This window comes from Actinomyces lilanjuaniae, from assembly GCF_003606385.1.
Taxonomy (GTDB): Bacteria; Actinomycetota; Actinomycetes; order Actinomycetales; family Actinomycetaceae; genus Actinomyces; species Actinomyces lilanjuaniae.
Map to the genome: position 1 here is coordinate 110922 of NZ_CP032514.1, position 12468 is coordinate 123389.

General features: G+C 69.0%; 7 protein-coding genes and 3 pseudogenes. 3 read left to right on the forward strand and 7 right to left on the reverse strand.

Annotation, left to right across the window (positions count from 1 at the left end; all coding sequences use genetic code 11):
* Positions 1-20: 20 nt before the first annotated feature.
* The 4 genes and pseudogenes from D5R93_RS00515 to D5R93_RS00535 form a co-directional block, all read right to left on the reverse strand.
* Positions 21-614 carry an NAD(P)H-dependent oxidoreductase gene (locus D5R93_RS00515; protein ID WP_119835281.1) on the reverse strand — a complete coding sequence of 198 codons (594 nt, stop codon included), beginning with the start codon at positions 612-614 and terminating at the stop codon, positions 21-23.
* A complete protein-coding gene (locus D5R93_RS00520; protein ID WP_119835280.1) occupies positions 611-1180 on the reverse strand; it encodes a TetR/AcrR family transcriptional regulator in 570 nt (189 codons plus the stop codon). Before D5R93_RS00520 ends, D5R93_RS00515 begins: the two co-directional genes overlap by 4 nt.
* A 63-nt stretch (positions 1181-1243) precedes the next feature.
* A pseudogene (locus tag D5R93_RS00530) lies at positions 1244-2751 on the reverse strand (MFS transporter).
* A gap of 102 nt (positions 2752-2853) precedes the next feature.
* Positions 2854-6281 (reverse strand): annotated as a pseudogene (locus D5R93_RS00535) (glycoside hydrolase family 2 TIM barrel-domain containing protein).
* A 228-nt stretch (positions 6282-6509) separates the two neighbouring features.
* On the opposite strand from D5R93_RS00535, the gene D5R93_RS00545 reads away from it, so the two are divergent.
* Positions 6510-7547, forward strand: a complete 1038-nt coding sequence (locus tag D5R93_RS00545) for a LacI family DNA-binding transcriptional regulator (RefSeq protein WP_119835277.1) — start codon at positions 6510-6512, stop codon at positions 7545-7547.
* Between the two features lie 68 nt (positions 7548-7615).
* Here D5R93_RS00545 and D5R93_RS00550 read toward each other — a convergent pair whose 3' ends face one another.
* From D5R93_RS00550 to D5R93_RS14885, 3 genes and pseudogenes are all read right to left on the reverse strand, one after another.
* Entirely contained in the window at positions 7616-8092 is a 477-nt protein-coding gene (locus D5R93_RS00550; protein WP_120203141.1) for a very short patch repair endonuclease, read from the reverse strand.
* Between the two features lie 124 nt (positions 8093-8216).
* Positions 8217-9200, reverse strand: coding sequence for a DNA cytosine methyltransferase (locus D5R93_RS00555; protein ID WP_341466837.1), 984 nt, complete (start codon positions 9198-9200; stop codon positions 8217-8219).
* A gap of 128 nt (positions 9201-9328) precedes the next feature.
* Positions 9329-9573 (reverse strand): annotated as a pseudogene (locus D5R93_RS14885) (DNA cytosine methyltransferase); the annotation flags it as partial.
* A 561-nt stretch (positions 9574-10134) separates the two neighbouring features.
* On the opposite strand from D5R93_RS14885, the gene D5R93_RS00560 reads away from it, so the two are divergent.
* Positions 10135-10926, forward strand: coding sequence for a sugar O-acetyltransferase (locus D5R93_RS00560; protein ID WP_120203145.1), 792 nt, complete (start codon positions 10135-10137; stop codon positions 10924-10926).
* Positions 10927-10992: 66 nt separating this feature from the next.
* The gene (locus D5R93_RS00565; RefSeq protein ID WP_120203148.1) at positions 10993-12414 is read left to right on the forward strand and encodes an amidohydrolase family protein; all 1422 of its coding nucleotides are present in this window, start codon (positions 10993-10995) and stop codon (positions 12412-12414) included.
* Positions 12415-12468: the final 54 nt, after the last annotated feature.

A 12468-nucleotide genomic window follows, 5' to 3' on the forward strand; every position in this document is an offset into this window, starting at 1 on the left:
CCTGGCAGCCTAGTGGCAGCCTAGGACTTCACTGCCAGCCGGGCCACCTTCTCCAGGTGCTTGGCCCGCCGGGCGTGCCCGCCCTTGGCGACCTGCCCGTAGTTGACCCACTTCCGCCCCTTCATGCCGAGCTGGCGCACGATCGTGCCCAGGAAGACGGAGCCGACGGAGTTGCCGGCCATGCGCTTGAGGAACCAGGTGGGGGCTGTCGACGTGGTGAGGACCAGCACCTGCTTGATGTGGGTGAGACGGCCCCTGACCCCGATATTGGTGGAGTCGTAAGCCCAGTTCTGCTTCATGACCTTGTCCATGAAGCCCTTGACGACTCCGGGAAGCTCGGACCACCAGATGGGTGCGATGATGATGAGCCGGGTGGCCTTGTCCAGCAGTCCCTGGTACTTCTCCACGAGGGGGTCTGTGGTGCCGCCCTCGCTGAATAGGGCTAGTTCCTCGGCGGTGTAGCGGGGGTCGAACTCGTCGGCGTACAGGTCGATGACGTCGTAGCTGCGCTTCTTCCGCTCCAGGGCGGAGGTGACGGACTCCAGGACCGCGTGGTTGAAGGAGCCGCTGTAGGGGTGGGCGTAGATGACGAGGGTGTGGTTGCGGCGGGTCATGACTTGTCTCCTATCGTTATGACGGCGCGCAGCACGGCGCGCATGAAATCGGGGTCCGCAGCCGCGGCCCCTGCCGCGACGAGCCGGGCGTAGCCCTGGAGGCAGGACCAGATGGCCAGCTGCAGGTACTCGGGGTCCGCTCCTTCCTGCGTGGCCAGGCGGGAGACCTCGTTGTGGATGGTGGACACAAGCGGGTGCTGAGAGGCGGGCTCGGTGTGCACCTCGACCGCCATCGGGCTGAGCTGGCTGAACTCGAAGAGGTGGGGGTGCCCGGTAGCGAGGTCGACCAGGATGGTGCCGATCCCGAGCAGGGACTCGACGGGATCGTCACCGACGATCGTCGTGGCTCGTTCCTCCAGGTCGCGTGACAGCTGGTGGAGGGCAGCGGAGAAGAGGCTGGACTTGGACGGGAAGTACTTGTAGCAGGCAGGCGTGGTGACGTCGCAGGCGTGCGCCACGTCGGTCAGCGTGACCTCGGTCCAGCCGTGGGCGTCGATCAGTGACAGGGCGGCGTCGATGAGACACTGCCTGGTCCCTGTGGCGTGCTGCTGCCTGGCCGGGGTCACGCCTTGAGGTTAACAGCATTTACCTAGGTGTCAACCCACAGTGAGGCTGTGGCTGCGCGGGTCTCAGGCGGCCTGCGCCCGTGCCTGCTTGTTGGCCTTCTCCACGTCGAGCCGAGTGAGCAGGAGCAGGATAAGGCAGTTGGCGATGACCGGGAACCACAGGTACATGACGTAGAGCATCTGGATCGCTGACTCCGGCTGCTGGGCGGCGTCACCCACGTACCCGCTGGCCGCCAGCAGCCACCCAGCCAGCGCGGTGCCCAGACCGCTGCCGACCTTGACCCCCAGGGAGGTGCAGGAGAACATGAGGCCGTCGATGCGCTTACCGGTGCGCAGGTAGGTGTGCTCCGAGGCCTCGGCGATGAGCGCGTTGAGGGTCCCCTGGAGCGGGCTCATGCCGATGGAGGCGACACCGGAGAACACCAGCATGAGCGGGATGCTGCCTGCGTAGGCGGAAGCCGCCACGGCCAGCCGCCCCAGTACGGCGATGACGTATCCCGCGATGTTGACCCGGTACATCTGCCCGAACCGTGCCACCGCTACCGGGGTGAGCAGGAGCCCGGCGATGAGGGGGACGTTGATGGCCCAGGCGAAGGGACCCAGGAGCCTGGCGTCCCCAGGATGTAGGTCATGAAGTAGATTCCCATGTTGAGGGTCGCGGTGAACATCTGGGCCAGGAGGAACACGGTCAGGATAATGAGGTAGTACCTGTTGGTCAGGAGCAGTCCCACCGACTCCCTCAGGGAGGTCTTCTGCCCGGCTCCGCCCCGTGCCGACGTCGGCTCCTCACGGTTCTCGGCCCCGTCACCCTCGGCCCCCTTGTGGTCCTCTCCGCCGTCCGCCGCTGACCCCTCTGGGTCCTCTGCCTTCTCAGGCGCGGCGTCCAGGTCCTCGAGCTCCTCAGGCGGCAGCTCTCTGACGGACATGACGGACAGCGTGTTGACCGCCAGCCCGATAAGCGCGTAGATGATAGCGATTGCGCGCCACCCCTGGGCGCCCCCGCCAAGCGCCTCGACGGCACCGACGGTCACGCTCTGGATGAGCAGGTTGGTGCCGAAGGCGAACACGAAGCGTATGGAGCCCATCTGGACCCGCTCGTCACTGTTCTTGGTGATCAATGCCGTCAGGGCGGAGTAGGCGATGTTGTTGGCCGTGTAGAACCCGGCGTTGAGCAGTGTGTAGGCAATGAAGAACCACGCGTACTTGGCGGTGTCCCCCAGGGACGGGGGGATCGCGAAGATTGCGACGATCAGGGCTGCGCAGCCGAAGAACGCCCACAGCATCCAGGGGCGCGCCCGACCCATCCGGGTTCGGGTCCGGTCCAGCAGGGAGCCGAAGATGATGTCGGAGAACCCGTCAAAGAGGCGGGAGACCATCATCAGGGTGCCGATAATGCCGGGGTTGAGCCCGGCGGTGTCGGTCAGGTAGATCATGACGAATGCCGACAGGAGCGCGTAGACCACGTTTCCAGCGACGTCCCCCGAGCCGTAGCCGATCTTGTTGGGCCAGGTGAGGTACTGCTTCTGCGTCGCCGTGTCTTGTGTCTGTGGTGTCTCCGTGTTCAGTGTCATCACGTCACCTCGTTGTGAGCGGGTTTGATCTGGTCGGTTTTCTGGGCGTGCTGGTCCACACGCACGTCGTGGACGTGCGCTGGTGGCCCGGTCCGGGCTGTGTCAGGACAGTGAGGCGCGAGGGGCGCGCTGTGATACCGCCGGGAGGTCGGAACCGGGGGCTGTGTCCGTGGTGGTGGCCGTGGTGGTAGGCAGGAGGGTCAGGTGCAGCCCCACCTCCGCCTCGTCGACGCGGTACTTCCGCGACAGGGCCGGTCCGCAGCTGTGGGAGCCGATGCCGGCCATCGCGGCGTCCAGGCACAGGACGGTGTGCCCGCTGGGCACCAGGTCGGTGTTGTGGCCGCGCCTGGTCAGCTCCTCCTGGGTGAAGGGGGAGGCGTTGAAGGACAGCGGCGTGGCAGCCACGGCGGTCAGGCTCCCCCTGTCCCCGTAGACGGTGACGTAGTCGCAGTCGGCGTGGCTGCCGTTCTCCTGGGGGCGGATGTAGTCCTCGTGGAGCGAGGCGATATCGGTGGTGAACTCCCCGTGGAAGCTGGCGCGGCACTTGTCCGGGTAGCTCTCCACAGGCCCTAGGCCGTGGTAGGTGACCTGACGCATCTGCTCCGGCAGGAACAGGCGTAGGCCGAAACGTGGCAGGGGGGGCATCTGCGGGTCCCGGACCCCCTGGACGCTCAGGCGGAGCGCGCCCGAGGGGCTGATCGTCCAGGAGACGACCAGGCGCAGGACCGGCTGGACAGAGGGGGCCACCACGGCGACGGTGGAGGTTACCGAGACCTGGTCGCGGCTGTCCTGCACGGTTGTGCCGTAGGCGCGGCTCACAGCCTGGTGATAGTGGGCGCGTTCCCACTCCTTGCGCACGTGGCGGTCGTTGTCGGTAGGGGCGCGCCATATGTTGAGCTCTGCGGGTCGCGCCAGCAGCTCGGTCCCGCCTACGCAGAGCTGGCAGAGGAGCCCGGTGCGGGTGTCGAGCTGGTAGCAGAAGCCTTCCCCGCTCACCGTCACCCGGTTGCGGCTGCGTTCGGCATGCACAGCGGCAGGCTGGCTGCCGACCGACTTCGAGGTCCTGGCTGACCGTGAGGTCCCGGAGGCCCCGGCTGGGTTCAGGGTCCTGGCTGGGGTCGTGTCCGGGCCGGCAGCGGGAGGCTCGGCGGGTGCCGGCTCCCGGGCAGGCCCGTAGACGGAGGCCACCATGTGGTGGCGTGGGTCGGCGTTGTCCAGCGGGATCTCGTCGAAGCCCAGCTCGTGGCCGCGCTCCAGCGCGTACTGGTCCTGCGCAAGGTGGTACCGCACCACCAGGAAGCAGCGCCCCGAGGCTGGCACGGTGGGGCGGCAGGTGAGGTCTGTTGTCGCTCCCGGGGCAACGGGTCCGGTCAGTGGGAGGGCGCCCTGGTCGACGACGACGCCGTCGCACCGCACCTCGTAGGAGACCTCGACATAGTCCGACAGGTCGGTGAAGCCCAGGTTGTTGCGCAGGGTAAGCCTGCCCAGGTCCTGGTGGAAGCGGACCACCCGGACTGGGCGCTGGACGTTCTTGAGCTCAAGGAGCCCGGTGTGGGGCCTGCGGTCGGGCTGACAAGGCCGTCGACGCAGAAGTTGCCGTCGTGGAGGTCCTCGCCGTGGTCCCGCCGTAGAGGTAGACGGGGCGTCCGTCGGCGCTGGTGCCGGAGCGCACGGCGTGGTCGCACCACTCCCACACGAATCCACCGCACATGCGGGGTCGGCGAGGATCATGCGCCAGTAGTCCTCCAGGTCCCGGGGCTGTTTCCCATGGCGTGGCAGTACTCCACGAGGAGGAAGGGCTTGGAGCCGTCGCTGTGCAGGTAGTCGGTGATCTCCTCCAGGGAGGGGTACATCCGGCTGTACAGGTCGATGCAGGAGTAGTCGTAGCGGCGCTTGGAGTCGCGGTAGTAGGCGCCCTCGTAGTGGGTGAGCCGGGTGGGGTCGGTGCGCTTGACCCAGGCCAGCGCCGTCTCCAGGGTGCATCCGTAGGCGCACTCGTTGCCCACCGACCAGGATATGACGCAGGGACGGTTCTTCTCCCGGTGGACGCACAGCCTGACCCGGTCCACCGTGGCCCGGGTCCACTCCGGGTTGTCAGCGATCAGCTCGTTCCAGTGCTCCACCTGGTTGTCCCAGCCGGGGTCCTCCAGGAACCGGGCCTGGGTGCCGTGGCTCTCCAGGTCGGCCTCGGACATGACGTAGAACCCGTAGCGGTCGCACAGCTGGTAGAAGCGCGGGTCACTGGGGTAGTGAGAGGTGCGCACGGCGTTGATGTTGTGCTGCTTCATCAGCACCAGGTCGCGCCTCATGTGCTCTAGGTCCACGGCTGGCCCCGTCGTGGGGTCCGAGTCGTGACGGTTGACTCCCCGCAGGGTCACGGGCTGGCCGTTGAGGTGGACGACGGCGTCGTGGACCGTGACCTCGCGCAGGCCGACCCGGTCGGTGATGACCTCCTGGTCGGTGGTGATGACCAGGGTGTAGAGATAGGGGTCCTCCGGGTTCCACAGATGGGGTGAGGCGACCTCCAGCACGGCGCGGTGGGTGTAGGGGCTGGCTCCTCCGCTGGGTCGGGGTCAGTAGCGCTGGCGGTGTCGCCAGCCCTGCGCCGCCTGCCGCCGCGGGGCCGACCGTGCCATCCATCTCGTTGGCAGTGCTGGCAGTGCTGGCAGTATCGGCGGTGTTGGCGGCTGCGGAGTCTGTCGGGGCCGGGCGGTACCCAGGGGCACGATCCGGGCCAGGGGCGCGGAGGAGACGAGGGCGCCGGAGGCGTCGAGCAGCTCCAGTGTGGTGGGTACGGGGCCACCGTGGAAGCGTCCCCGCACCTCTACTGTGGCGGTCTGCGAACCGAGCCTGGTCGTGGTCGCGTAGTCAAAGAGGACCGACTGCGGGCGCGAGAGCAGGTAGACGTCCCGGAAGATGCCGGAGGTGCGGAACTTGTCCTGGTCCTCCAGGTAGGTGCCGTCGCACCACTTGAGGACCAGGACCGCCAGCCGGTTGGCGCCGGGTTCGATAACCTCGGTGAGGTCGAACTCGCTGGTGGCGTGGGAGACCTGGCTGTAGCCGATGTAGCGGCCGTTGAGCCAGACGTAGAAGCAGGAGTCCACGCCCTCGAAGCACAGGTAGGTCCTGGGGGCCTGTGGTGTTGGTACGTGCTCGATGTCGCGCAGGTAGATCGCGCACGGGTTGTCCTGAGGGACGAAGGGCGGGTCCAGCGGGATGGGGTAGCGCACGTTGGTGTACTGGTGGGAGTCGTAGCCCTGGTGCTGCCACGTGCTGGGCACGGGGACCTGAGTGAGTCCGTGCAGCGGAAAGTCCCTGGAGGCGAAGCCCTCGATCGCGCCCTGGAGGTCGTGGATAGTGGGCAGGTAGTGGAAGAACCAGTGCCCGTTGAGGAGGTGGAAGCGGTCTGAGGCCTCGCGCTCCTCCGCGGCGTCCAGCAGCGGGCCGGAGGCCGGGACGTAGTAGGCACGTGGGGGCAGGGTGTTCTCGTGGAGGACGGACAGGTCCTCGTGGTGACTGGGAACAGGCATCGTTGGCGCCTCCGTCGAGGTGGTCGAGCACAGGACTGCGGAGGCCGGAGCCGCACGAAGTCCACTGATGGTAACGTTACCATAGTCAGGAGGGCGGGTGGGAGGGCTTTGTCTGAACTGAAATCACAGTTGTCAACTGACCCCAAGTCACCTGGCTGACTTAGTCAATGATAACGTCATCATCATGGTGACGTCAGGGTCATTGCCACGCCTGATAGCCTTCGAGGCATGGGCCAGGCACGTAGGGACCGCACAGGGTCGCCGTCACTGGCCGACGTGGCCCGCCTGGCCGGGGTGTCGGTCCCGACGGTCTCGCGGGTCTCTACCGGTGCACCCAATGTGCGCGCCCAGACGCGTGAGAAGGTGCAGCAGGCCATGACCCAGCTGGGATACTCCCCTAACCGGGTGGCGCAGGCCCTGCGCCGGGGGTCTTTCCGGGCTATCGGTGTGCTGACCCAGAGCGTCCAGCGCACCGGTGAGGCCCTCACGACGGCGGGTGTCCTGGAGGCAGCCACCGCTGCTGACTACACGGTCTCCCTCGCCCAGGTCGAGGACCCCACCTCCCAGGCGCTGAGGAGCGCCGTCTACCGGCTGTCCAACCAGGCGGTAGACGGTCTGGTGCTGGTCCAGGTGGGCCGCGCCCAGCCGCAGCACCTGTCCCTGCCTCCCGGGCTGCCGCTGGCCGTGTCCGACTCCGCCCTGGTCGGCTACTACCCCTCCGCCTCTGCCGACCAGGTCCAGGGGGTGCGCGACGCCGTGAACCACCTCCTCGGGCTTGGCCACCGCACCGTCCACCACATCACCGGGCCGCAGGACTCGCACTCGACGGTGATCCGGGAGGCGACCTGGTCCAAGTGCCTCCAGGAGGCGGGTCTGAGGCCCCCGGAGGCGGTACCGGGGGACTGGGACGCGGCCTCGGGCTATGCGGCTGGGCAGCGTCTGGCAGCCGACCCTGAGGTGACAGCGGTCTTCTGCGGCAACGACGAGATCGCCCTGGGGCTGGTCCGGGCCCTGCACGAGCACGGCAGGCGCGTGCCCCAGGACGTCTCCGTGGTGGGCTTTGACGGGATCGCGCTGGGAGAGTACAGCTTCCCCCCGCTGACGACGGTGCGCCAGGACTTCCGCAGGCACGGGACAGAGATGGTGCGCCTGGTCCTGGAGCAGGTGGATTCCGGGGTGTCGGGGGAGGTGCTGCGAGAGGAGCACCGGGTGGTTGTCCCTACCGAGCTCGTGGTGCGCGGCAGCACCGCTCCGCCGCCGACGTAGCCGACGGAAGATGACTGGCAGACGACCGGCAGACAGGCTGGGACACAGTCTCGTGGCCCGTGCGCCGGTCAGGGGTGGCTCTGGGTGGCCTGACGCTCCTGCAGGGCGGCGGCGACCCGTGCGCACGCCTCGGCAGTGTCCTCGTGCTCCCAGACGTGGACGACCTGCCAGCCCAGCTCGGCCAGGCGGGTGTCGGTGTCGGCGTCGCGGGCCTGGTTACGGGCGATCTTCCACCTCCACCACTCGCTGTTGCGGCGCGGACTGCTCCCGTGGGCAGGGCAGCCGTGCCAGAAGCAGCCGTCTACCTGGACCGCCACCTTCCAGCGGGTGAACGCGATGTCCACCTTGCGCCGGGGCAGGCCGGGCACGGCGTACTGGACCCGGAAGCGCAGCCCTGTGGCGTGCAGCGCCCGGCGCAGGGCTGTCTCCGGAGCCGTGGCCGAGCGGGGCAGGGCCGCGTAGCGGGCACTGACCGCCGCCTCCTGCGGCGCGGTGCGGTCCGGCTCGGGTGCGTGGAGGGCGTCCGCTGTGTCCGCAGGGTCCATGGCACGAGGCTAGTCTTCCGCTGCCTCGTGTGGTGCCCGTGTGGTGGCTGTCTTGGGCGGTGAGACCTCACCGGGCTGTCAGGCTGCTGCGCGGTCTCGGCTGCACGGGCTCGGCTGCACGGGCTCAGGCGGCTGCGGGTGCCCCCAGAAGGCTGGCGACGGCGTCGTCGGGGCTGGGCGGGGCCGCCTCGACGGCGGCCAGGACCCGGCGGCCCGCGTCCGTGCCGACCAGCACCTCCCGGTCGCGCTGGCAGTGCAGCCTCAGGGCGTTCCAGGCGGCGCCGACGTTGACCGCGTTGCCCAGCTGACGGTAGGTGACGGCCTGGGGCTGGTCCCCGAAGGAGAAGGCGTCCGGCAGCCCTTGGAGGCGGGCGGTCTCTCGAGGGGCCAGGCGTCGCCGTCGGGGGCCGACGATGCTGGTCTGGGTGATGGCCACCAGCGCGGGCACATAGGTGGGGGCCTTGGCGCGCAGGCCGGAGGGACGCAGGTGGACGAGGCAGTCCCACAGGCAGCCTGTGTCCTGGGCCTGCCACTCCAGCTTGCGGCGGGTGGGCGGGAACTGCTGCACGCCGAGGTCGCGCAGCCACTGGCGGCACCACTGCTCGTTGGCCGTGTAGAGGTCGGCGTTCTTGCGCAGGAAGGTCATCTTCCAGCGGGGGGTGGCGTCGTGCTCACCCGCGTCGATCCGGGCCTCGAGTTCCTCGCTGGTGACCCAGGCGTCCACCCAGATCGGGAAGCCTGGGAGCCGGGTGCCAGGGTGGCGGTGCCGGTACTCCTGGACCCAGGCGTCCCAGGCGTCGATCCACTGAGCCTCCTCGGCGCTCAGTGCGGTCCCGGCCAGGCGCGGGTCGCCCTCCTCCAGGAGGATGTCCTCGATGCGCCACCGCGAGGGGGAGAAGGTGCCTGCCCCGGTCTCCTGGCTGGCCGCTGAGGTGGTGGCGCCCAGGCGGGTGCCTGAGGCGACGTCAGGCGGGGCCGGGTGGCTGGCTGGGTCTGGGAAGGGCTCTGGGAAGGGCGTTGGGAAGACGGTCCTGGGCGTGGCGATGGGCTCGATGAGGTCGTCGGCGGTGGGGTCGCGGTGGGGGTCGTAGGTGGCGGTGATGAACACGCGCTCGCGCACCTGGGGGCGCCCGCCCAGGCGGGGCGGGATCTGGTGGGGGAGAGGACCGCCGGGGTGGCTGAGACCCGGTAGCCCTCCTCGCGCAGCATGCGGATAATGACCTCCCACTCGTGGCGGTGGCGCGGGCCGGCAAGGTTGCGGACGTTCTCCAGGAGCAGCACCGCGGGTGGTGCGCCCGTACCACCTGCATGATGTTGAAGAAGAGCGTGCCGCGCACCTCCTCCATGCCCCGCTGGGCACCTGACTTGGAGAAGGGCTGGCAGGGGAACCCGGCGGCGAGCAGGTCGTGGGACGGGACTGCGGAGCTGACTTCCTGGCTGGCCCCTGGTCCCCCGTGTCCTCGGTGATGTCCCCCAGGGATCTAGGCCCCAGTTGCGCTGGTAGACGAGTGCCGCCTGGGGTCGATCTCCACGGCGTAGGCGCACCGCCCCCCATGGCGGACAGGGCGGCGTGGAAGCCGCCGATACCGGCGAACAGGTCGACGTAGGTAAAGGGCTGCGGCACGGGCACAAGCTAAACACATGTTCGAGCTCGAAGCGAACCCGGCAGGGCGTGGTCCGCGGTGAGCTGGGTCACCGGAGCGGCGTTCCGGCTGCAGGGGGAGGACCTTGTGGGACGAGCGTACAGCCGGTGAGCTGTCCGCCGACCACGGCTCCGTGCACGCCGAGTCTCGTGTCCGGTTGCGCTCCCGGGGCGAGGAGGTTCTGGGGAGGTTCTCTATGAGCGGGGGGGTTCGGAGGACCTGAGGAGAGCCGTGGTACAGCGACGGACCAGGCCAAGACGTCAACGGGGCGCGAGGCAGAGGGACCCGCCAGCCGAGGACGATCGTCGTCTTCTGTGTGGAAGGAAAGTCGGGAGAGGGACTCTGGATCGTGTGCGACACGGACCAGAACAGTCCTCACCGTGCTGCCACAATGTGCCCATGAGCACACCCACGAACCCTGCGAGCACGCCAGGGGCACCCGGCAGGAGCCCTGCACCTCCCGAGGCTCCTGGGACTGCCCCGGGCTCTTCCACCTTTGCGCCTGCTACGGACCCTACGCCCGCTACGACCTCCACTCCCGGCAGCCCCCACAACCCCTACGTCTTTGACGAGGCCGAGACCCGGCGCAGGCTCAGCACCGGTGAGCTTTACACGGACTTCGGCCCCGGCCTGGAGACACTGGAGGAGGAGCGTGACCGGGGCAAGGAGCTGGTCGAGCGCTACAACGCCACCTCGGTGCGTGACCCGCAGCGCCGGGTGGCCATCGCCACCGAGCTCTTCGCCTCCCTCGGCCAGGGAACCTGGCTGGAGGCCCCCATCTACTGTGCCTACGGCTCCCACACCTCGATCGGCGCGGGCTGCTGGTTCAACACCGGGACCACCCTCATCGACGACGCCGAGATCCGCATCGGTGACCGTGTGCTCTTCGGTCCTTATGTCACGATCACCACCGCGGGCCACCCCGTCGACCCGGGGCTACGCAGTACCGGGGCACAGTTCTCCGCAGTGGTCACGATCGAGGACGAGGCGTGGCTGGGCGCCAACGTCACCGTCCTGCCCGGTGTGACGGTCGGGCGGGGCAGCGTGGTGGCTGCAGGGGCCGTCGTCACCGCCAACGTGCCGCCCATGACGGTGGTGGCCGGTGTGCCTGCGCGGATCGTCCGCTCCATCACCGAGACCGACCGCGAGGTCGGCTTCCGGCCGCCCCCTACCCTGGGGGAGGAGGGCTGAGGGCGGTCCCGACGAGAGCCGAGACCGGGCTGGCGATGCGCAGGCGGACCTGACAGGCTGCGTGCTATGACGACATCCTCGACCTGGATCACCCCACCCACTGCCGGCTCAGAGCGTCTCGACGGGACCGAGGCCGCCATTGTCACTGCGGACCGCCTGCTCACGGGTCGTCGTGGGAGCACCGAGACTAGCCTGGAGGTCCTGACCGACCCCGGGCACCGGGTCGGCGTGCTGCTGGACGGGTCCCGTATCGCAGCGGTCGGTGCCCTGCCCGCGCTCCAGGCTGCGGCGGCGAGCCTGCCTGGCCGCACCCCGCCCCGGCACCTGGACCTGGAGGGTGCCACCCTCATGCCAGGCCTTATCGACACCCACGTGCACCTGGCGACCTCCGGGACGGACGTGGAGTACCCGGACTACGGTGACCTGGAGATCCAGCACCTGACTCTCAACGCCGCCCGCTCTGCCCGTGAGCTTCTCAGTGTCGGCGTCACTGCCGTGCAGAGTCTGGGGGCGCGCCACTACGTCGACGTCGCGCTGCGGGACGCGATCGCCGCAGGCAGCCTGCGCGGTCCTCAGGTGCGTGCTGCCGGCCCCCAGATCACGACCACCAGCGGCCACTCCTGGCAGGCGGGGTCGGAGGTGGACGGGCTCGACTCCATCCGCCACGCGGTGCGCTACCACCACAAGCGTGACGTGGACACGGTCAAGTTCATGGCGACCGGAGGCTTCACGACCGGGGGCTCAGCTCCCTGGAACGCCCAGTTCACCACCGAGGAGATGGCGCTCATCGTGTCAGAGAGCCACCGCCTGGGCCACCTCTGCGCCGCCCACGCCCACGGGACCCAGGGTATTGATCGGGCCACGGTGGCAGGGGTGGACTACCTCGCCCACGCCTCCTTCGTGTCTACCGCGGGACGCAGCGAGTTCGACCCGGGCCTGGCGGACCGCATGGCTGAGGCGGGCATCTACGTGGACTGCACCGTGACGGCGGAACTGCCTGCGCTAGTCGCCTACGACGACTCCTTCGCCCCTCCTGTCCGTCTCCTGTGGGAGCACGGTGTACGGGTGGTGACCGGGCATGACGCCGGTATCCCCGCTATCCCGCACCGTTCCTACGTCGGTGGCCTGGAGGCCCTGGAGCAGATGGGCCTGCCGCGCTCCGAGGTCATCCTAGCGGCGACCTCCCGTGCCGCGGCCGCGATCGGTCTAGCCGGGGTTACCGGGGTCCTCGCCGTCGGCTACGACGCCGACCTGATCGCTGTCGAGGGCGACCCGACGCAGGACCTGGCCGTTCTGCGCTGCCTGAAGCTGGTGGCCACCAAGGGGAGGGAGTTCGTTGCGGACCCGGTTCCAGGGCTGGCGCGGCGGGCAGAGCGTCGGGGGCAGCAGGAAGGTAGGGACAGCCAGGCGGCGCCTTTGTGGCCCGACGAGATCCTGGGCGCCTACCGTGACAGGGCACGCCGGGCTGCCGCTCACCCCCAGGTATAGCAGGAAGGGGCGGCCCAGGGGCGAGTGCTGTCCCGGGTGCAGGCGCGGCAGTCA